15 protein-coding genes and 2 pseudogenes are annotated in these 21,403 nt (G+C 73.7%); 4 read left to right on the plus strand and 13 right to left on the minus strand.

Annotated elements, in window-relative coordinates:
- Positions 1-58: 58 nt before the first annotated feature.
- On the minus strand, positions 59-1,075 hold the full coding sequence (locus tag F9278_RS28845) for a LacI family DNA-binding transcriptional regulator (protein WP_152170923.1): 1,017 nt from the start codon (positions 1,073-1,075) through the stop codon (positions 59-61).
- Positions 1,072-3,597: a SpoIIE family protein phosphatase gene (locus F9278_RS28850; RefSeq protein WP_152170924.1), complete on the minus strand. Its 2,526-nt coding sequence runs from the start codon at positions 3,595-3,597 to the stop codon at positions 1,072-1,074. The genes F9278_RS28845 and F9278_RS28850 overlap by 4 nt, the downstream gene beginning before the upstream one ends.
- Positions 3,598-4,103: 506 nt before the next feature.
- Here F9278_RS28850 and F9278_RS28855 point away from each other — a divergent pair.
- Positions 4,104-5,528, plus strand: a complete 1,425-nt coding sequence (locus tag F9278_RS28855; protein ID WP_152170925.1) for a Tat pathway signal sequence domain protein — start codon at positions 4,104-4,106, stop codon at positions 5,526-5,528.
- Positions 5,529-5,751: 223 nt separating this feature from the next.
- On the opposite strand, the pseudogene F9278_RS48265 reads toward F9278_RS28855, so the two are convergent.
- Together F9278_RS48265 and F9278_RS48840 are read right to left on the minus strand one after the other, a co-directional pair.
- A pseudogene (locus F9278_RS48265) lies at positions 5,752-5,874 on the minus strand (hypothetical protein); the annotation flags it as partial.
- A 121-nt stretch (positions 5,875-5,995) separates the two neighbouring features.
- A pseudogene (locus F9278_RS48840) lies at positions 5,996-6,520 on the minus strand (DUF6000 family protein); the annotation flags it as partial.
- Positions 6,521-6,703: 183 nt separating this feature from the next.
- Here F9278_RS48840 and F9278_RS28860 point away from each other — a divergent pair.
- Both F9278_RS28860 and F9278_RS28865 read left to right on the plus strand, forming a co-directional pair.
- Positions 6,704-7,603 carry a glycosyltransferase family 2 protein gene (locus F9278_RS28860; protein WP_152170926.1) on the plus strand — a complete coding sequence of 300 codons (900 nt, stop codon included), beginning with the start codon at positions 6,704-6,706 and terminating at the stop codon, positions 7,601-7,603.
- Between the two features lie 380 nt (positions 7,604-7,983).
- Positions 7,984-11,223: an AfsR/SARP family transcriptional regulator gene (locus F9278_RS28865; RefSeq protein WP_152170927.1), complete on the plus strand. Its 3,240-nt coding sequence runs from the start codon at positions 7,984-7,986 to the stop codon at positions 11,221-11,223.
- A 91-nt stretch (positions 11,224-11,314) separates the two neighbouring features.
- On the opposite strand, the gene F9278_RS28870 is transcribed toward F9278_RS28865, so the two are convergent.
- From F9278_RS28870 to F9278_RS28890, 5 genes are all read right to left on the minus strand, one after another.
- On the minus strand, positions 11,315-13,060 hold the full coding sequence (locus tag F9278_RS28870; RefSeq protein ID WP_152170928.1) for a bifunctional 3'-5' exonuclease/DNA polymerase: 1,746 nt from the start codon (positions 13,058-13,060) through the stop codon (positions 11,315-11,317).
- 87 nt (positions 13,061-13,147) lie between these two features.
- Positions 13,148-13,918 (minus strand): hypothetical protein, encoded by a 771-nt coding sequence (locus F9278_RS28875; protein WP_152170929.1) that lies wholly within the window; start codon positions 13,916-13,918, stop codon positions 13,148-13,150.
- A 185-nt stretch (positions 13,919-14,103) separates the two neighbouring features.
- Positions 14,104-14,829 carry a Clp protease N-terminal domain-containing protein gene (locus tag F9278_RS28880; protein WP_152170930.1) on the minus strand — a complete coding sequence of 242 codons (726 nt, stop codon included), beginning with the start codon at positions 14,827-14,829 and terminating at the stop codon, positions 14,104-14,106.
- 98 nt (positions 14,830-14,927) lie between these two features.
- On the minus strand, positions 14,928-17,015 hold the full coding sequence (locus F9278_RS28885; RefSeq protein WP_152170931.1) for an ABC transporter permease: 2,088 nt from the start codon (positions 17,013-17,015) through the stop codon (positions 14,928-14,930).
- Positions 17,009-17,902, minus strand: a complete 894-nt coding sequence (locus F9278_RS28890) for an ABC transporter ATP-binding protein (RefSeq protein ID WP_152170932.1) — start codon at positions 17,900-17,902, stop codon at positions 17,009-17,011. Before F9278_RS28890 ends, F9278_RS28885 begins: the two co-directional genes overlap by 7 nt.
- 104 nt (positions 17,903-18,006) lie before the next feature.
- On the opposite strand from F9278_RS28890, the gene F9278_RS28895 reads away from it, so the two are divergent.
- Positions 18,007-19,209, plus strand: coding sequence for a DUF2786 domain-containing protein (locus tag F9278_RS28895; protein WP_152170933.1), 1,203 nt, complete (start codon positions 18,007-18,009; stop codon positions 19,207-19,209).
- A 61-nt stretch (positions 19,210-19,270) separates the two neighbouring features.
- On the opposite strand, the gene F9278_RS28900 is transcribed toward F9278_RS28895, so the two are convergent.
- From F9278_RS28900 to rpmB, 4 genes are all read right to left on the minus strand, one after another.
- Positions 19,271-19,831, minus strand: a complete 561-nt coding sequence (locus tag F9278_RS28900; RefSeq protein WP_152170934.1) for a DUF4232 domain-containing protein — start codon at positions 19,829-19,831, stop codon at positions 19,271-19,273.
- Between the two features lie 269 nt (positions 19,832-20,100).
- Positions 20,101-20,643: a hypothetical protein gene (locus F9278_RS28905; RefSeq protein ID WP_152170935.1), complete on the minus strand. Its 543-nt coding sequence runs from the start codon at positions 20,641-20,643 to the stop codon at positions 20,101-20,103.
- A gap of 217 nt (positions 20,644-20,860) precedes the next feature.
- Positions 20,861-21,166, minus strand: coding sequence for a 30S ribosomal protein S14 (gene rpsN / locus F9278_RS28910; RefSeq protein ID WP_152170936.1), 306 nt, complete (start codon positions 21,164-21,166; stop codon positions 20,861-20,863).
- Positions 21,166-21,402, minus strand: a complete 237-nt coding sequence (gene rpmB, locus F9278_RS28915) for a 50S ribosomal protein L28 (protein WP_152170937.1) — start codon at positions 21,400-21,402, stop codon at positions 21,166-21,168. Before rpmB ends, rpsN begins: the two co-directional genes overlap by 1 nt.
- Between the last annotated feature and the right edge of the window lies 1 nt (position 21,403).

Genomic DNA, 21,403 nt, shown 5'->3' on the forward strand with positions numbered 1-21,403 from the left:
CCAAGAAGAATGAGGAAGAAGAGGAAGCCCCGCCCCCCAACCCCGGGCCGCCCGGGGCTCAGCCTCCGGCACGCGGCCGGTCCGGGTGCTGCCGTGCCGTGTCGGGCTCCAGCAGGTCCGGGAAGTGGTCCAGGTCCGGGAAGTCCCGTTCGGGGAGGGTGCCGGGGGGTGGGTGGTGGGGGCCGGTGCTGGCGTGGAGGGCGATCAGGGGTTTGAGAAGGATGTGGCGGGGCGGGGCGGCCGGTGCGGTGAGGCGGCGGAGGAGGAGGTCGACGGCGACCCGGCTCATCTCCTTGGCGGGGATCTCGGCGGCGGTGAGCCGTGGCGTCAGGTGTTCCGCCCAGCGGCCGGCGGCGACACCGACCACCGAGAAGTCGCGCGGGACGTTCAGACCGCGCCGCAGGAGGCCGCGGTAGAGGCCCTCCAGAGCGGCCTCGTTCATGGTGACCAGGGACGTGGTCGCCGGGTCGTCCCGGAGGATCCCCTCCAGGATCTCCTCGCCCGCGGTCACCTCGTCGTCGCAGAGGTACGCGTGCGGGGTGAGCGTCTGTTCCGCCATGGCCTTGGTGTAGCCCTCCAGCCCGAGATGGGTGGAGCCGTACCCGCTCCGGAAGAGCTGCTCGGACCTGTTCACGAAGGCGATCCTGCGATGGCCGAGGTCGGCCAGGTGGTACACACACCCCCGGGCCAGCCCCGCGAAGTCCAGGTCGACCCAGCTCGTCTCCTCCGCCCTGCTGTTCCGCCCGATCGTCACGAACGGGAACCCGGCCCCGGCGAGGCGCTCCACCCGGTCGTCCTCCAGCCTGACCTCCATCACGATCACCCCGTCGACCCGCCGCCCCCCGCTGCCGCCCCCACCCCCACTCCCACCCCCACGTCCACGTCCACGTCCGCCTCCTTCCACCATCCGCCGGAACGAGCCGTCGCCCGCCCGGTCGGCCGGCGACACCCGCACATCGCAGTCGTACGCCGTCGCCGCCTCCACCACCCCACCGATGAACGCCAGTTGCGTATCGGTGTAGACGCGGTTCCGGCCCGCCGGGGCGCAGACGAGACCGAGCGTGCGGCCGGTCATCGGGCGGTCGCCGGAAGCGGCTGTTCGGCCCAGATGGTCTTGCCGGTGGACGTCTGCCGGGTGCCCCAGCCCTGGGTGAGCCGGGCCACCATGTGCAGCCCCCGGCCGCCCTCGTCGTAGGCACGGGCGCGGCGCAGATGGGGCGCGGTGGAACTGGCGTCGGACACCTCGCAGATGAGGGTGCGGTCACGGATCAGCCGGAGCCCGATGGGGACGGCGCCGTACCGGATGGCGTTGGTGACCAGCTCGCTCACCACCAACTCCGTGACGAACGCCGCCTCCTGCAGCCCCCAGAGGGCCAGTTGGCGGGAGGCCTGCGCGCGGGCGTCCGCGACGATCGCCGGATCGGACGGCAGCGACCACGCGGCGACCTGGTCCGTGTGCAGCGCGCGGGTGCGGGCGAGCAGCAGCGCCACGTCGTCGGCCGCCGGGCTGTCGGGCAGCAGCGCTTCGAGCACCGTGTCGCAGGCGGCCTCCAGGGAGGGCACGGGGGAGGCGAGGGCCTCGCACAGCCGCCGCTGGCCCAGCCCGATGTCGTGGTCGCGGGCCCCGACCAGCCCGTCGGTGTAGAACGCGAGCAGGCTGCCCTCGGGCAGTTCCACCTCGGTCGACTCGAACGGCAGACCACCGACCCCCAGCAGCGGCCCCGGCGACAGCTTCACCACCTCGACCGTGCCGTCCGGGTACAGCACCGCCGGAGGCGGATGGCCCGCGCCGGCCAGGGTGCAGATCCGTGAGACCGGGTCGTAGACGGCGTACAGACAGGTCGCGCCGATCTCGGCGGCGGACGGCATCTCCAGGTCCTCGGGGACGCTCTCGTCGTCGTAGGTGAGGTGGGTGACCAGGTCGTCGAGGTGGGTGAGCAGCTCGTCCGGCGGGAGGTCGACATCGGCGAGCGTACGGACCGCCGTACGCAGCCGCCCCATGGTCGCGGAGGCGTGCAGACCGTGTCCGACGACATCGCCGACGACCAGGGCGACCCGGGTGCCGGAGAGCGGCACCACGTCGAACCAGTCGCCGCCGACCCCCGCCCCCGAACCGGCCGGCAGATAGCGGTACGCCACCTCGACCGCCGCCTGCTTCGGCAGCTCGCGGGGGAGCAGACTGCGTTGCAGGGTGAGCGCGTTGGTGCGTTCCCGGGTGTACCGGCGTGCGTTGTCCACGCCCACGGCAGCCCGGCCCGCGAGTTCCTCGGCGAGCACCAGATCGTCCCGCTCGAAGGGCTTCGAGCCGCTGCGCCGGGCGAAGAACGCCACCCCGAGCGTGATCCCCCGGGCCCGCAGCGGGGTGGCCATGACCGAGTGGAAGCCGAACCGCCGGACATGGTCCCGGCGCGTCCCGTCCTCGGTGACCCACCGCTGGTAGTCGGGGTCGTCGACGCCGCTGATCAGCGGTTCCCCGGTGATGAGGGCGCGGGCGGGCGGGGAGAACGGCGGATAGGCGTCGAGCCCGCCGAGCGGTACGGCGGCCTCCGGGACGCTCTCGTACGTCGACTGGTGGGCGGCCCGCCGCAGCGCGACGGCGGTGTCGAGCGGGCCCGGCGTCGGTTCCCGGCCGCGCAGCACCGAGTCGAGGAGGTCCACACTGACGAAGTCGGCGAGCCGGGGGACCGCCAGATCCGCCAGTTCCTGGGCCGTGCGCATCACGTCCAGGGTGCTGCCGACCCGGCTGCCGGCCTCGTTCAGCAGGGCCAGCCGCTGTCTCGCCCAGTGCTCCTCGCTGTTGTCGAAGGTCGCCGTGCCGACCCCGCACACCTGGCCGGTGACGGGGTCCCTGACCGGCCACATCTCGGTGATCCAGGCCTGCTGACGCGAGGAGAACGGGCCGGGCGCGGTGTGTTCATGACGCATCGGCCGCGCCTCTTCGGCCACCCGCCGCACAAGCTCCGCGAACCCCGCCTCGGCCGCGTCGCCCGGGGGTCCCCCGGACAGCCCGGGGTCCCTCCGCCACCCCTCCGGCCCCTCGGTGAACATCGCCATGCGCAACGGCGACTGGGTCTGCGACCACGCGAGCGTTCGACGGCGGCGAACCGCCCCGGTGGACCCGGTCGCGGCGCTCAGCGAGTCCGGGGCGGTCGCCGTGACGACGTACCCCCGCGCCTTCCCGTCGGCGCCCAGCGAGGGCGACCAGCTCAGGGCGAGCCGTACGGGGTGGCCGTCCCGGTGGCGGAGCACCGCCGTACCGCCGCCGCCCCGCTCCGCGCGAAGCCCCGGTCCGTCGTACCCGGCCACCAGCTCGGCCGCGGCCCGCCCCACCACCTCGGCGGCACGGTGGCCCAGCAGCCGCCGGGCGCCCTCGCTCCAGCCCGTGACGAGGCCCTCGGCGTCGACGGTCGCCGTGACGGGCTCGTCCGTGTCCGCGGAGCGACCGGATGTCCGAGCAGATGTCCGAGCCGATGTCCGGGCCGATGTCCGGGCCGATGTCTGGGCCGATGTCTGGGCGGATGCCCGAGCCGATGTCCGCGCGGACGACTGGACGGAAGCCGGACCGGCCCTGTCCGTCCCCGATCCGTCCCCGCTCACCGCGCGCCGGCCGTGTCACTCATAGACCTCAGCCTGCGCGCTGCGTCAAAAACGGACAACTCGGACCGATCCCCGCTCGGTGGGGGCACGCGGACCGAAAGTTGTACGCGCTCTTACCGAGGCTGTCCCTCCGCTGTCCCTCCCCTGTCCCCGCGTTGTTCGACCGGATCGAACAGTGGGGGTGCGGTACCGCCGAACCCCCACCACCGGTCGGCCCGGCCGGCCGGGGTCCGCGTCGCGGAGTCCGCGTACCGGGGCCCGGGTCCCGCACGGCGTCCCGCGCACCCACGAGGCGCGCGGGACGCCCACGCTCTCCGCCCGCCCCGGCGCTCTCCTCACTCTTCGATCGGCAGCGGCGGCAAGGGCGTTGACCCGCCCCGGGCGCACCAGCAGAATGAGCGCGCATCGCGCTTGAGAGCGCTCTCAGAACGCCGCTCCGGCGCGCGCCCCCGGTATTCCGGCACTCCGGCAGTCCCGTACGCGCACCGCACCTCCCAAGGAGACCCATGACCGGCAGACAAGGCAGCAGCCCGGCGTTCGGCCGCCGTACCCTCCTCGGCACCGGCCTCGGGGCCGCGGCGGCGCTCGCCGTCGCCGGCGCGAGCCCGGCGCACGCGGCGGCCGAGACGGCGGCCCGGACCTCCGGCACCCCCGCCCGGCGGCGCGGACAGGCCTTCCTCGCCGCCGCCATGGACGCCTACCCCGACCATGGCGCCGTCCGGCTGACCCAGAGCTACACCGACCAGGCGGGCCTGTTCAGCACGGCCTTCACCTACGACAACGCCCTCGCCGTCCTCGCCCACCTCGCCGTGGGAACGGCGGACGGCCGGGCCAGGGCGGTGGCGCTCGGGGACGCGCTGATCTACGCCCAGGAGCACGACCCGGCGTACGACGACGGCCGACTGCGCCAGGCGTACAACGTCGGGCCGTACGTCTACTACGACGGCGTACCGCAGCCCGACGGGTTCGTGCGGGCGGACGGGACGGCCAACGTCGGCACCCAGTTCGGCTTCACGGGGACGGCTGTCGGCGACATGGCCTGGGCGGGGATCGCGCTGAGCGCGCTGGCCCGGCGGACCGGGGCCCGGCGGTTCCTCGCCGCCGCCGTGCGGATCGGGGAGTGGATCGAGCGGACCGGCCGTACGGACGAGCCCCTCGGCGGCTACAAGTTCGGGGTGAACGGGGCGAACGAGAGGTTGCCGTTCACCTCGACCGAGCACAACACCGACCTGATCTGTCTGTTCGGGCGCCTCGCCCGGCTCACCGGCGACCGGGTGTGGGCGGAGCGGCGGGCACGGGCCGAGGCCTTCGTGAAGCGGATGTGGGCCCCGACCCAGGGGCAGGGACAGAGCCTGTCCGGCGGCTTTTTCTACACCGGCACCAACGACGGTGTGACCGTCAACAAGTCGCCCATCCCCGAGGACACCCAGACCTGGACCCACCTCGCGCTCGACTCCGCGCGCGACTCCCGCTCCCTGGACTGGGCGGCCCGGGAGCTGGCCGTCCTCGACCACGCCGAGCGCCGCAACAGCACGGTCCCCGCCGGGCAGTCGTACGAGGGAGTCACCTTCAGCTCCGCCAGTCTGCTGGCGAACGAGGACGCCCCCATCGCCGAGTTCCAGCCGAAGCCGAACCGCAACGGCGTCTGGTTCGAGGGCACCGCCCACCTCGCGCTCGCCCTGCGCGACCGGGGCGCACGCGGCGATGAGAAGCGCGCCGGGCGGCTCCTCGCCTCCCTCGAACGCGCCCAGGACCTCCTCGGCGCCGACCAGACTGTCGGCGGCCGGGCCCTCCCCGCCCGCTCCGGCGTCGTCTCGGCCAGCAGCCCCCTCGACACGGGCTTCGGCTTCGGCTACTACCCGTACCGCCACACGGGCGCCACGGCCTGGTACCTGATGGCGGCGGTGCGCGCGAACCCGCTCCGGGCCTGACGCCGAGGGCCGGCCAGGTCCCCCGTGCGGGTCCGGTGGGGCTTCTCGCGCAGTTCCCCGCGCTCCTGAAAAGCGAAGCAGGGGCTGCGCCCCGCTTCGCCTTTCGGCCCGAAAGGGCCGTAGGCCCTAGGGGTGCGGGGAACTGCGCGACCAGCCCCCACCGGACCCGCACCCGAAGAGCGCACCCCGGTCCGGATCAGGCCGGGGCGCACCCCGGTCCGGATCAGGCCGGGGTCGACCAGCCGTCGGCGAAGTCGCAGAGCCGGCTCATGAGGGCGAGTCGCTGGTCGGGGGCGTACGCGTCGCGGTCCGACTCGTGGATGACGGCGTCCACCCAGCGCCGGTAGGGGCCGCCGGGCGCGGTGTACGGCGCCGCGTGGGCCGAGCCGAGGCGGCTGTCGACGTAACAGGAGGGCGCCCAGGACGACGGGTTGGTCGTGGCGGAGGTCCGTGCGGGGCAGACAGCGGTCGAGGTGGGCGGTGAGGATCGCGGCGTCCTCGTCGGTGCCGAAGCGGGCCAGGGCGAAGCTGTGGCCGATGCCCGCGTACATCGTCCGGCTCTCCAGCGGCAGGGCGCCGAGGCGGGCCCGGTACGAGGTCCGCCGGGACACGCCGATCAGCCATGAGGCCGTGAGACGTTGGCGCCAGCCTTCGAAGAGCAGGGCGTCGAGCTCGGCGTCCGTGATCGACGCGGCGTCGACGAGGAGCGGGTTCAGGAAGCGCCTGAGGGTGGCTCCCTCGAACCGCAGGAACCGGCCGCTGCGCAACTGCCGTACCGGCCGATGCCCCGCCGGTAGGCGCGCGGCTGGACGTACCGCTTGACGGCGTTCCACCGGACGACCTCCTCCGGCGTCATGTCCGGCACGCGCAACTCCCACGACCTGCGCCGTACGAGCAGAGGGAGTAGAGGGAAAGGCCGGGAACGACCGGTCCGGGCGGGGGCCCGGGTGCGTATCCAAGGGCGTACGGAAGGGGGGTTGGGCGGCGTACATGAGGAGGCGGTGCGAAGTCTCCGAAATGAACGACTAGCATCCCGGCCGTAAACAGTCGGTGGAAAATGGGATGAGGGCCGGCGGCCGTCGGCTCTGCTGGACGTCGTCCGTACACCGTCCGTACCTGGGTGGTACGGCGCTCGTACGTCGTCGGCGGTCCGTGGACGGGATGGGGTTGGTGTCGTGGTGGAGGCCGGGCCTCGGGTGGCTGTCGCCGTGGTGACGATGGGCAATCGGCCCACCGAGGTGGACGCGCTGCTCGCCTCCGTGGCCAAGCAGGACCTCGCGCCCGAGCGGATCGTCGTCGTCGGGAACGGCTGCCCCCTCCCCGAGTTCGCCGAACGGCTCGGTCTGCCCGGCGAGGTCACCCTCGTCGAAGTGGACGAGAACCTGGGCTGCCCCGGCGGCCGGAACGTGGCCATCGATCGGCTGCGGGAGTTCGGGGACGTGGATGTCGTCGTCGAGTTGGACGACGACGGTCTGCTCGTCGACGCCGATGTGCTGCGCCGCGTACGGGACTTGTACGCCGCCGACCCCCGCCTCGGCATCGTCGGCTTCCGGATCGCCGACGAGCACGGCGAGACCCAGCGGCGGCATGTGCCGAGGGTCGGGGCCAAGGACCCGATGCGCGGCGGCCCGGTCACCGGGTTCCTCGGCGGCGGACACGCCCTCTCCATGGCCATGCTCGGCGAGACGGGCGACTGGGCCGCCGAGTTCTTCTTCGCGCACGAGGAGACGGACCTCGCCTGGCGGGCGCTCGACGCGGGCTGGACCGTGCTGTACGCCCCCGAACTGCTCCTCCAGCACCCGAAGACCTCACCCGCCCGGCACGCGATCTACTACCGCGTCAACGCCCGCAACCGCGTCTGGCTCGCCCGCCGCCGCCTCCCGCTCGCGCTCGTCCCCGTCCACCTGGGGGTGTGGGTCCTCATCACCCTGCTGCGAACGCGCTCGGCGGGCGGCCTGAAGGCGTGGTTCAGCGGCTTCGTGGAAGGCTGGCGCGAGTCGGGCGGCGAGCGTCGGCCCATGAGCTGGCGGACGGTGTGGCGCCTGACGCGCCTGGGACGACCGCCGATCCTGTAGTCGGCCGCCGATGCTGTGGCCGGCCGCCGATCCTGTGGCAGGGCGCCGATCCTGTGGCCGGGCGGTCGGAATCAGGTGGGAGAGTCCGTCCCACCGGCGGGAGTCGCGCAACGCGAGCGCCCCGGTCGTTCACCCCCGTGGACCGGGGCACAGCGCGTTGCGCGGTTCTCGGATCCGGCGGCGGCGGCGTCACTCCCCCGAGCTACGCGTACCACGCGTGCGCCGTCGTCGCCGGATCCGATGAAGTGATCACATCAGGTCCCGCCAACGGATCGCTAACATGAGCCCAACGGTTCCACGGGGAGCCGTACGGGAGGCGGCGTCAGGTCGCCGCGGGGCGGGCCCGGAACGACGGTGCGGGAAGGCAACGGACGGGTTCTATGCGGGACGGGCTGCGGTTCGGACTGCTCGGTCCGCCGGTTCTGTACGGGGCCGGCGACATCGTGAGTTCTGTCGGCGGCGCACGGTCCGTCGGCAGCGGCAAGATGCGCGCCCTGTTCGTCGCACTGCTGCTCGAACCCGGGCGGGTCGTCTCCGTCGACACCCTCAAGGACGTCCTGTGGGACGCGGCGCCACCACCCTCCGCACAGGCCTCCCTGCAGAACCACGTGACCCGGCTGCGCAGGCTGCTGGACGACCCGGAGCGGCTGCGCGCGATCCCGCCGGGCTATCTGCTGCGGGTCGACGAGGGCGAGTTGGACGTCCGTGTCTTCGAGGCGCACGCCCGCGCCGCCCGCACCGCGCACGCCGCGCGGGACTGGGCCCGCACACTGCGCGAGTCCGCCGCCGCGCTCGCCCTGTGGCGGGGGGCACCGCTCGGTGGCCTGGCGGTCGAGGGGTTCCGCGCCCAGGCCTTCGTCCAACGCCTGCAGGAGGCCCGGCTGTTGCTCCTGGAGCGACGGTACGACGCCGAACTCCACCTCGCGGCGGGCCTGGTGGAGGAGGAGGGGACCGGCGGCGCGGGCGGCGAGACCGACGGCCCGCACGCGCTGGGCCCGCATGCCATGGGCTCGCACGCGCTGGGCGCACTCGCCCCCGAACTCGCGGCCCTGGTCGCCGAACACCCGCTCCGCGAGGCCTTCCACCGCCTCCTGATGCTCGTCCTCCACCGCACCGGCCGCCAGGCAGAGGCCCTCGCCGTCCACCGCGACCTCCGCGCCCGCCTCCTCGACGAACTCGGCGTGGAACCGGGCCCGGCGGTACGCGAGGCCCACGTACAGATCCTGCGGGAGCCTGACGAACACCCCCAGGGGACCTCACCCGAGGCCACCCCCGCCGACCCTCCCCTCCGCCCGGCCCAACTTCCGCCACCACCGGCCCATTTCACGGGCAGGGCAGAGGCACTGGCGGAGCTGCGGCAAGCGCTGAACGCGGGAACGTACGAAGCAACCCGTACCCCCACCCACCCAGGGGCGCGGGGAACTGCGCGACAGGCCACGACGAGCCCTCACCCGCCCACGCACCCGAACTCCCGAGCTACTAGGCGCCCCCTGCCACCAAAGGGGACCGCCGTCGCAGTCATCAGCGGCATGGCCGGCGTGGGCAAAAGCGCCCTGGCCCTCCACCTCGCCCACGACCTCGCCGACCACTTCCCCGACGGCCAGCTGTACATCAACCTCCACGGCGCCACCCCGGGCATGACCCCCCTCACCCCCGCCCAGGCACTGGCCTCGCTCCTGCGAGATCTCGGCACCGCCCCCCGCCGCATCCCCGAACACCCCGACGCCGCCGCCGCGTTTCTCCGCTCGACCCTCGCCCCGACCCGCACCCTGATGGTCCTGGACGACGCCGCCAACGCCGCCCAGGTGCGCCCCCTGCTCCCGGCCGGCCCCGGCTGCGCGGTCATCGTGACGAGCCGTTCCCCGCTCACCGCCCTGGACGGCGCCCACCGCTTCCCGCTCGCGCCCCTCTCGGACGACGAGAGCGCGGCGCTGCTGCGGGCCGCGTCGGGCCGGGCGGCGGGCCTGGACGCCGCGCACCCCCTCGTCGCGCTCACCGGCCGCCTCCCGCTCGCCCTCCGTGTCGTCGCGGCCCGCCTGGCCGCCCGCCGGGCACTCACCCCGGACGCGCTGGCCGGTCAACTGGCCGCCACGGAAGGGCGGTTGCACCACCTCGAATACGACGACCTGAGTGTCCGCCGCTCCCTCGGCGTCGCCCACGAGGCCCTGCGCGCCTCCGACCGCGACGCCGACCGCGACGCCGCCGACACCCTCCGCCGCATCGGCGCCCTGGACCTGCCCGGGTACGGCGCCCCCCTCCTCGCCCGCCTCACCGGCACCGACGAGTTCCGCGCCGAGGCCGCCCTCGACCGCCTCGTCGACGTCGCCCTGCTGGAGGAGACGACGTACGGCCGATACGTCCCGCACGACCTGGTACGCCACTTCGCCCGCGAACTCGCGAGCCCGGCCGACACCACCGAGGCAGTCGGACAGGCCCTGCGCTGGTACGCCGGACGCGCCCGCCAGAGCCTGCTGGTGATACTCCCGCCCGGCTACGAGCGCGACGAACGCCTGCGGACGACGGCGCTCACCCCGGATCCACACCCCCCGGAACTCACCACCGCCGAGAAGGCCTTCGCCTGGGGCGACCGCGAACTCCCCAACATCGTCGCCCTGGTGGAACGCTGCGTCCGGGAACACGGCGACGGAGACACGGGCGGCGCGGGGAGCGGCCCCGGCGGTGTGAACGGTGGCGGTGGCGGCGGCCCGGCGGCGGTCGCACTCGTCCCCACCCTCGTCCGCCACCTCTTCCCCTACCTCCACCGGGGCGGCCGGCTCGCCGAGCTGGACGTGCTCGGGCGGCTCGCCCTGGACGTGGCGAGGTCGCTCGGCGACGACGAGGCCGAGGCGTTCGCGCTCACCGACCGGGCCGGGCTGCACTTCATGTCCGGCCGGGCCTCGGAGGCGCTCGCCCTCAACGACGAGGGCCTGACCCTGTGGCGGCGCCTCGGGGTCGTGTCGTGCGTACGGCGGTGCCTGAACAACAGGGGGCTCGTGCTGGAGAGCCTCGGCCGCTACGAGGAGAGCGAGGAGACACTCCGGCAGAGCCTGGAACTGTCCCGGCAGCTCGGCGACCCGTACGGCGAGGCGGTGACCTTCAGCCACCTCGGCAACCTGTACAAGCACACCGACGCGCGGGCCGCCATCGCCCACCACGAACGGAGCCTGGCGCTGGGCGAGATCGCCGACAGCCTCGTCGTACGCCACACCGCGCACTGCAACATCGGCTACGCCCGCCTCCGCCTCGGTGAACCGGCCGCCGCCGTACGCCACTTCGAGCAGAGCCTGCGGATACTCGGCGCCGACGAGGACTGGCAGGGCGAGTCCAAGTCCCGGCTCGGCCTGGTGCGGGCGCTGCGCGAACTGGGCCGCACGGACCGGGCCTCCGACGAGTGCGCCGTCCTCCTCGACCTCGCCGAACGCCGCGCCGACCAGTACGCCATCGGCCTCGCCCGCCACCAACGGGGCCTGCTCCTGCGCGCCGACGGCCACGAGGAGGAGGCCCACCGCGAATGGCAACGCGCCCAGGAAATCCTGGACGACACGGACTCGACGGTGGCGATAGACCTGAGAGAACTACTGAAGGACCGCGCCCCGAATGGCGGCGCAGCCGCCCCCTAGGGGCGCGGGGAACTGCGCGACCAGCCAGGACGATCCCGCGGTCGCAAGCTCACAGAACCCCCCAACCCAGAAGGCGCCCCCCCCGCCCCCTTTACTTCGCATCGCCGTAGCACTCCACCACCGCCGTAGTAAAAGGAAACCGCACCGGCGTCTCCCCGAACGTCAGCCGCCCCGACAGCTCGGACGCCTCCCGGATCGCCGCCACCACCGCCTCCGCCTCCGCCTCCGGACAGTGCACGATCACCTCGTCGTGCTGGAAGAAGACCAGCTCCGCGGCCATCCCGTCGAGCGCACGGCGGAGCGCGGCGAGCAGCAGCAGCGTCCAGTCGGCGGCGCTGCCCTGGACGACGAAGTTACGGGCGAACCGGCCCCGGGCCCGGGAGTCGGTGGAGGCGTACCCAGGCACCCACTCGTCACCCTGCTCCTGTCCCTGTCCCTGTCCCTGTCCCTGTCTCTGCCCAGACCCCCGCCTCCGGGGGTCGAGGTCGGCGTCGCCCTGGGGGATGCCCGCCTCCTCGCCCGCCGCTTCCGACGCCCCGGCCGCCGGTGGGCACGTACGCCCGAGCCAGGTCCGTACGAGCCGGCCCTCCTCGCCCGCGCGGGCCGCGTCGTCGACGTACTGGACGGCACGCGGGAAGCGTCGGCGCAGCGCGGCGAGGTTCTTGAGGCCGTCCCCGGAGGTCTGTCCGTACACCGCGCCCAGCACGGCGAGTTTGGCGTGCTCGCGGTTTCCGGCGAAGGCGCGGTCGGAGACGGACTGGTAGAGGTCGCCGGGGCGTCCCGCGACCTCCATGAGCCCGGGATCGCGGGAGACGGCGGCCAGCACCCTCGGTTCCATCTGGTCGGCGTCGGCGACGACGAGCCGCCAGCCCGGGTCGGCGACACAGGCGCGGCGGATCACCTTGGGGATCTGGAGCGCGCCCCCGCCGTTGGTGACCCAGCGCCCGGTGACGGTGCCGTGCGCGAGGAACTCGGGCCGGAAGCGGCCGTCCCGGACCCAGTCCTGCAGCCAGGACCAGCCGTGGGCGACCCAGATGCGGTACAGCCGCTTGTATTCGAGGAGGGGCTTCACGGCGGGATGGTCGACACTCTCGATCTCCCACCGGCGGGTGGAGCGCACCCGCACCCCCGCCTGCGCGAAGGCCTTGACGACATCGGCGGGCAGATCGGGCCGCACGCGCCGCCCGAAGGCCCGCGACACGTCGTCGGCGAGTTCGGCGAGCCGGCGCGGCTCGCCCCCGCCCGCGTATCTCTCGCCGAGCAGTTCGCGCAGTACCTCCCGGTGGGTGTCGGCCCGCCAGGGCAGCCCCGCCCGGTTCATCTCGGCGGCGACGAGCATCCCGGCCGACTCGGCGGCGGTGAGCAGCCGCATCCGGTCCGGGTGGGCGGTGCTGTCGTGCCGCCGCCGCTGGTCCGCGTACACCTCGACGAGGTCGGTGAGCGGTACGTGCATGGGGCGGGGCTCGAACAGGGACGGCTGGGCGCCGGGGTCGGCCGCGCGGAGGGGCGGGTCCGGCGGCACGGGGGCGCGGCGGAGCCGGGCGAGGGCCGCGGCGGCGGAGCGGGGTTCCCCGAGGCGCCCCTCGTACCCCAGCAGCAGACTCTCGGCGTCCTCGATGTCGTAGCACCGCTCGACCCGCACCCCCGAGGCGAGCAGCCGCGGATACACCTCCCCGGTGGCCCGCCACACCCAACGCCCCACCTCGGGCCGCCGCCGCACGGCTTCCGCGACATCCGGCTCCCGCACCACCTGCCCCGCGAGCAGCCCGTCACCCCCGAGCGGGGCAACCTCCACACCCCCGTCCTCGGCCATCGCGAGCGCCCACCGGTCGACCATGGGTGCGAGTGTGGCAGGGGGGTCTGACATTGAGGGCGCCGGCGGGGCCGCGTCGAACCGGCCGCCCGACGGCGAGGGCCGGATCGGTCACCATGACCCCACCATTCCGTACAAGGGGTGGCGGAACACGGACATCAGGGCGGCGGTGGTGAAGACGACGATGTCGTAGAGGATGTGAACGGTGATCGCCGCCCACAGCCCGTAGTTGAACAACAGGTAGAAAAGCAGCATCCCGATGAACCATGAGTTCACCAGGCGAAAGATGCCCGCAAGGCCTCTCTGGTCGTTGTGCGAGGCGCGGAAGCCGCCGTTCACCGAGACGATCGCCGCGCCGACCAGCCACTCGCTGCCGGTGAGCTGGGGGGCGAGGATTCCGAGCGTGACCGTGTCGGCCAGTGGCACGAGCACGACCGTGTACAACCACTCCACCAGCCCGAACGTGATCAGGTTCAGGAGCGCGAGACCCGGTGGCGCGCTCAGCAGGAAGAGCCACCGGAACCGGAGTTCCTCGAAGAATCCCGCGTTCACGCTGTCCCAGAGTCCCAGGCCCACGGCGGTGCCGGGTGGGAGGAGGCGGGGTATGCCCTGCACGATCGCGATGACGCTGAACAGCAACGTGACAGCCAAGCCCCAGACGAGGAGGTACCACGTGCCGGCGATCCCACCCAGGACGTCGTTGGGTATCCGCCACACCTCCCAGAACCCGAACGGCTGGTCGATCCAGATCGATCCCAGGAAGTAGAGGGCCGTCACGGAAGCCATGGCGCCCGCCGTGAGCCGGGCCTGGACGAAGATGACGCCGAGGCCGACGAAGTGGGTCGGCGGGGGTTCCGAGTGCGGATTGTCGATCCAGGCCATGGCGTCCTCTCGGATGGACAGGTCCGGAGATCGCCAACGCAACTGCGGCACACCACGGTCAGCCGCCGAAGACGTCCCCCTCTCGGCCCTTCCAGGGTAGGAGGCGGGCACCGGGGAGGCGAGCGTTCCGGACCTGCCGTTCCCGGCTGCCGAAATGCCTCAACTCCTTTGGGGAAAAGGGCGGTTCACTCTTTTGTCACTGCGATCTCGGCGAGCATCGTGGTGATGTTCTCCTCCACCGCGGACTTGCCGACACCGAGGCCCGACAGCACGCCCTCCCCGTTCTCGAACTCCAGCAGGGCGAGCAGGATGTGTTCCGTGCCGATGTGGTTGTGGCCGAGGCGGAGGGCCTCGCGGAAGGTGAGTTCGAGGACCTTCTTGGCCTCGGGGTTGTAGGGGATCAGCTCGGGGACCTCGGCGGCGGCCGGGGGCAGCACGGCGGTGGCGGCCTCCCGTACGGCCTCGGGGGAGACGCCCTGGGCCGCGAGCGCCTTGGCCGCGAGGCCCTCCGGCTCGGCGAGGAGACCGAGGACGAGGTGGGCGGGGACGCCCTCGACGGCGCCGGCCGCCTTGCCCTCGTTGTGGGCGGCGGCGACCACGTTCCGGGCGCGGGGGGTGAACCGGCTGAACCCCTGGCTGGCGTCGAGATCGTTCTCGCCCTTCGGCACGAACCGCTTCTGCGCGGCCTGCCGTGTCACCCCCATGCTCTTCCCGATCTCCGTCCAGGACGCGCCCGAACGCCGTGCCTGGTCCACGAAGTGTCCGATCAGATGATCGGCCACCTCGCCGAGATGATCCGCGGCGATCACCGCGTCCTGCAACTGGTCGAGCGGTTCCGGATGAACCTTCTTGATGGCCTCGATCAGCTCGTCGAGACGGATGGAGGCACTGACTCGCGGATTCGTCGTCATGTGTCAACCTTAGGTTGACAGTGGGAGAGTGTCAACCCGAAGTTGACACTCCGGGTGCTCGGGCCCCCGTCGGGGGCGCCGGGAAAGGCGCCCCCACCTCACCCCCACCCGCCCAACACCTCCAACGCCCCCACCACCCCCGCGAGGTTCACCACAGCGACCCCCACCCCCAACAGCACCCCCACCACACCCGCGACCACGGCCTCCCCCACCAGAACCCCCCGCACCTGCCCCCGCGTAGCCCCGGCCAGCCGCAACGCCCGCAGCTCCGCGCCCCGCGCCGACGTGGCCATCAACAGCGTCCCGGCCAGCGAGATCCCCGCGTACACGAGGGCGATCCCCAGCACCACGAGGAACCCGAGCCGGGTGTGCGCCTTGGTGCCGGGCCGGTTCGCCGCGAGCCACTCCTCCACCGACCGCACCGTCCCCCCGCGCCCCGCCGCCCGCTCCAGCGCCGCCGCGACCCCCGCCCGGTCCACCCCGCGCCCGACCCGCACGTCGACCCGGTCCACGGCCGCGCCCCCGGCGTTCGCGGCCGTCACATACGCCCCGTTGTCCCCGGTCCCCCGCGCGAGCACCGCCACGATCCGCAGCCGTACCGACCGCCCGTCCCCGAGCCACACCCGCACGCTCCGCCCGACCTCGTGCCGCTCCCACTCCTCGTTCACGACGATCGACCGGTCGTCGAGATCCCGCACGTCACCGGCGACCACCGGCAGCCGCGACACCGCCGCGAAGGCCGCCACATCCGTCACCGCCCGCGCCTCGGACCGCACCAGCGCGCTCTCCTCCTCCACGGTGTACACGGCGGTGGCGGCGGACCGGGCCACCGTCGCCCCGGCCGCAGCCGGCGCGGTCGACCGGAACCCTTCCCCCACCTCACCCGTGACCACGAAGTCCGCCCGGGTCCGCGCCTCCGCCTCGGCGCCCTTCGCCGCCGCGATCGTCCCCGAGGCCCCCAGCAGCGACCCGGCCAGCGCGACGGTCACCAGCACCGGCGCGGCGACGGCGGCGGTACGGCGTACGGACGTGGCCGCGTTCTCCCGGATCAGCAGTCCGGTGGCCCCGGGCAGCACCGCGCCCACCAGCCGTACGAGGGGACGCACGAGCAGCGGTGCCAGCGCGGCCACCGCCGTGATCAGGACCATGGGCTGGGTGGTGTACGTCTTCCGCTTCAGCAGTTCGGCGGGTCCGGTCCCCAACTTCCAGGCCAGCAGCCCGAGTCCGCCCGCCAGCAGGGCGAAGCCGATCACCCGGCGCGACCGTGGCAGCACCCCCGTGTCCACGGACGCCTCGCGCAACGCCGCCACGGGCCCGATCCGCCCGGCCCGCCGGGCGGCGGCCCACGCCCCCGCGAGCGCCACCGACACACCCGTCCAACAGGCCACGTGATACGGCCACTTCACCGTGTCCGGCACCGCGAACCACGTCGGCGCGACCCCGCCGTCCACCAACTCCCGTACGAGCAGAGGCGCCCCCCACGCCCCCAGCGCACACCCGGCGGCGGACGCCACGACCCCGACCGCCAGGGCCTCCCCGAGCAGCATCCGCCGCACCTGGCCCGGAGTCGCGCCCGCCATCCGCAGCAGCCCGAACTCCCGCCTGCGCAGCGCCACCACGAAGGCGAACGTCGACGCCGTCACGAACACCGACACGAACGTGGTGACCCCGCCCGCCGTCCCCAGCAGCGAGTTCACGGCGACCAGCGCCTCCGCGTCCCGCTCGTACGCCGGGTCCACCCGCCGACGCGCGTCACCGGTCAGCACCCGCGCCCGGTCCCCGACCACCGCGCGGACATCGGCGACGGAAGCGTCCACCCCGACCGCGTCCGGGCCCCCCGCACCGCCCGCCCCGCCGGCACTTCCCGCTCCGCCCGTCCCGTCCGTCGTCACCGGTCCCAGCTTCCGCAGCTCGGCCGGCAGTTCTTCGTCCACAGGGTGTGGATACGCCAGCCGCTGTGACACCCGGGCCGTCCTCGGCCCCCGGCGCACCTCCACCGTCAGCCGGTCCTGGCCCGCCACCACGACGGGGGAGGAGCCGAAACGCTCCGGCGCACGCGCGGGCGGGTCGAGCGTCGCCGCGAGCCCGAGCCCCATGGCCGTCATCACCCCGACCCCCAACGCCACCGCGACGAACGACCCGAGCAACGCGGCCCACCGCGTACGCAACGACGACAGCGTCAGCACGTCACACCCCCGACGATCCCGCTCCCCGCCACACCGGCCACACCAGCCACACCGGCCGCGCCGACCGCACCGGCCTCGTCGGCTGTTCCCTCGGCTGTTCCCTCGGCTGTTCCCTCGGCTCTGCCGTCCGCCCCGGCATCCCGCTCCAGCCCCGCCATCCGTGCCGCCACCCCCTCCACCGAGGGCCGGACCAGCTCCCCGCTCACCCGTCCGTCGACCAGGAACACCACCCGGTCCGCGTACGACGCGGCCACCGGATCGTGCGTGACCATTACCGTGGTCTGGCCCTCCCGGTCCACCAACTCCCGGAGCAGGCACAGCACTTCACGGCTGGTCGTGGTGTCCAGCGCCCCGGTCGGCTCGTCGCCGAAGAGGACCGCCGGGCGGGTGAACAGCGCCCGTGCGAGCGCGACCCGCTGCTGCTGTCCGCCGGACAGCTGGGCCGGCCGGTGTCCGGTCCGCTCGGCCAGCCCCACCCGGGCCAGGGCCTCGCGCACCGCCCGGTGCGAGGGCCGCCGCCCGGCGAGCCGCAGCGGCAGGGCGACGTTCTGCGCGGCGGTGAGGGAGGGGAGCAGATTGAACGCCTGGAACACGAACCCGATCCGCTCCCGCCGCAGCAGTGTCAGCCGCCGCTCGCTCAGCCCCGCCAGCTCCACCCCGTCGACCCGCACCGCCCCGCCCGACGGCCGGTCCAGCCCCGCCGCGCACTGCAGCAGCGTCGACTTCCCCGATCCCGACGGCCCCATCACCGCCGTGAAGGTCCCCGCCCCGAAGTCGAGATCCACCCCGTCGAGGGCGACGACCTCCCCGTACGACCGCCGCAGGCCCCGTACGCGTACGGCCGCGAGCCCCGTCCCCTGTGCCTCTGTCACCGCTGTCCTGGTCATGCCCCAAGCGAACCGTCCGCGCCCCGCCCGCACACGACCACTGGAGGGCGTCCCGGGGGTAGGGCCGGCCCTACCCCCCGCCGCCCCATGACACGATCGAACACGTGAGTACGACCAGCACGGTGGACCGCGCCTTCGAGGCCGCCCTCTACGCCGACACCGACGCCGCCCTCGACACCGGCGCCTCCCTGCTCGCCGCCGACCCGGCGGCCGACGCGGAACTCGCCCGGCGCGGGCGGGAGTTCGTCGCCGGGGCCTGGCGGCGGCACTGGCAGCCCGCCGACGTCGTACGGTTCACGCGGCGCGAGCTGGCGGACGAGCACGTACGCCTCCTCGCCCGGCTCGTCGTCGAGGAGCACGAGGACGAGCGGGCGGATGCCCGTCGGCAGGCGGCCCCCGGCCCCCGCTGGGCCGCCCAGCTCGACGAGATCGCGGAACTCGCCGCACACCCCACCCGCGCGGACCGTTTCACGCACGCCACCACCGCCCTGGAGCTGTACCGCCTCCTCCTGAGCCTGCCGAGCCTCGAACCCCTGGACCGCCCACAGACGCCCGGCGGCGCGAAGAACGCGCCCCACCCCGAGTCCCGCATGCTCGGCCGGATCCGCGGGCTCCTCGCCAAGGCGGAGGCGACCGGGTTCCCGGAGGAGGCGGAGGCGCTCAGCGCGAAGGCGCAGGAGCTGATGGCGCGGTACAGCATCGACGAGGCGCTGCTCGCGGCCCGTACGCACGACGCGCACACGCCCGGCGCGTGCCGGATCGGCGTGGACGCGCCGTACGAGACGGCCAAGGCGGTGCTCCTGGACGCCGTGGCACGGGCCAACCGGTGCGAGGCCGTCTGGAGCGAGGCCCTCGGCTTCTCGACGGTCGTCGGTTTCGAGGCCGATCTGGAGGTGGTCGAGCTGCTGTACACCTCGCTGCTCGTGCAGGCCACCACCGCCATGACCAAGGCGGAGGCGGCCCAGCGCAAGGGCGGCCGCAAGCGGACCAAGACCTTCCGGCAGTCCTTCCTGGCCGCCTACGCCCATCGCATAGGGGATCGGCTGGCCGAGGTCGCGGAGGCCCAGATCGCCGAGGCGGAGGCGGAGGCGAGAGGCACGGGTACGCGCGGGGCGGGCGCCCCGGAGCCGGATCTGCTGCCGGTTCTCGCCGCCCGCGGTGTCGCCGTCCGTGAGCAGTTCACCCGGATGTTCCCGGACACGGTCACCACCCGCGTCCGGGGCGTCAGCGACCTGGCGGGCTGGCAGCAGGGAGCCGAGGCCGCGGACCGCGCCCAGGTCCGGGCCCGGCCCCGACTGCCGTCCTGAACGGGGCCCGGCACCGGTCCGCTGTCCTGACGCGGGCGCGACCCCGTCGTGCCGCCGTGGCTCAGTCGCCCGCGGGCAGGAACGGCCCCACCGTCGCGTCCAGCGTGCTCTCGGACTTGACCGCGACCTCGGGGTCCGGCCACTTGAAGCTGTTGACCTCGCTGTCTCCGGGCAGGGTGAACTTCAGCTCGTCCACCGCGGCGCTCTTCTCCGTGTCGCCCTCGGCCCCGCGCACATACGCGATGGTGAAGGTCACCGACTGACCGCCCGCCAGCGTCACCTCGGTGTCCTGGGACGCGCCCTCCTGGGGCCGCAGCGCCCAGGACTTGTCGCCCGCGAACAGATCGACCCCGGCGAGTCCCTTCAGCGCGCAGGCGGTGTCGCCCTTGTTGACGACGGTGACCGGTACGGCCCCCTCGTCACCGGCGGCCGGCGCGGCGCTGCTGGGCCCCACCTCGAAGCCGGCCTGCGCGGCCGTACAGGCGCCGCCCTTCCCGCTGTCGGCGGTGGCCGCGCCGGTCTTGCCGTCGTCACCCCCGTCACCCCCGTCGCTCCCGCCACAGGCGGTCAGGGTGAGGGCCGCGAGGAGGGCGGCGGCGATGGCGGTCGGAGCGGTGCGCATGGAGTTCCCGGTGGATTTCGTGGCTGCCAGAGCACAGCCGAGGGCGGTGTGAAGTACGAACGGGCCACGAAACCCGGAGGTTCCGCGACCCGCCCCACACATGATCCACGACCCGGGCCCCGAGCGGGACCGGTTCCCCGCCCACCACCCGAACACGGGTCCACGACCCCGCACACACGGGCCTACGACCCCGCACACACGGGCCTACGACCCGGCACACACGGGCCCACGACCCCGCACACACGGGCCTACGACTCGAACACGGGCGCCTACGACCCGGCGCCGGCCGTCGGCAGGTCCGTCGGGAGCCCGGACGGCAGCGATCCCTCGGCCTTCTGGAACGTCTCCTCGCCGACGCCGCCCTCCCAGGTGATCGTGAGGGACTTGGCGCTGACCTTGTCCACCATGCCCTCGGTGCGGTCGTCGCTGCCGTCCTGGCACTTGAGGGCGATCATCTGCATGTTCGCCGCGTCGGAGACCTTGCCGCTGCACACCGAGGTGCCCACGAAGACGGCGACCTCGGCCCCGTTGACGAACAGGGCGACCGGCTTGCCACCGGTCGTGGCCAGCCAGTTGCCCTGCAGTTCGGTCTCGGCGCCGGAGGAGTCCCCGGAGCCGCCGCCGTCCGCGCTGTCCGACGGCGCGGCCGACGAGTCCTTCGTCGCGGAGTCGCCGTCTCCGCCGTCACCGCTGCACCCGGTCAGCATGAGCGCGGCCGTGAGCCCGGCCACCCCGGCCGCGACGCGTATGCGCCGGCGCACGGAGAACGCCCCGCCCACGGCCTTCGTCGGCACCGCCGCAGTCTCCGTCATCGACGTGCTCGCCGTAGTCGCCGTAGTCGCCGTAGTCACTGGAGGTCTCCCAAAGCTGTGGCCGGATCAGGTCGCCGCGGCGACAGCGGCAAGCTACCAGCCACGGCCCTGCGGAAGACGGCCGGGAACTGTGAGAACCCCGAGGACAACGGGGACGAGGGGGGGACGAGGGGGGGACGAGGGGGGACGACGGGGAAGCCCCACCCCGGTCCACCCCCTACCAGGACGACTTGCGCACCCCCGGCAGGAACCCCGCGTGCGCCTGCTCCCGCAGACTCACCCGGGACAGCCCGAACGTCCGGAAGTACCCCCGGGGCCGCCCGTCCACCTGGTCCCGGTTGCGGACCCGGGTCGCGCTGGCGTCGCGCGGCTGGGCGCGCAACTCCCGCTCGGCGGCCTCGCGTTCGGCCTCCGTCGCGGACGGCCGCCGGATGATCTCCTTCAGCTCGGCCCGCCGCTCGGCGTACCGCGCGACGATCACCCGCCGCCTCTCGTTCTTCGCGATCTTGCTCTTCTTCGCCATCAGACCCGCACCCCCCGGGCGCGGATCCGCGCGACCGCGGCCTCGACGCCGATGACGTCCACGGTCTTGATCCCCTTCGTGCTCAGCCGGAGCCGCACATGGCGGTTCTCGGCGGCCAGCCAGTAGCGCTTGGACTGGATGTTCGGGTCGAAGCGCCGGGACGTGCGCCGGTGGGAGTGCGAGATGCGGTTGCCGAAGCCGGGCCGGGCGCCGGTCAGCATGCAGTGGGCGGACAAG

Source organism: Streptomyces phaeolivaceus (assembly GCF_009184865.1).
GTDB classification, from domain to species: domain Bacteria; phylum Actinomycetota; class Actinomycetes; order Streptomycetales; family Streptomycetaceae; genus Streptomyces; species Streptomyces phaeolivaceus.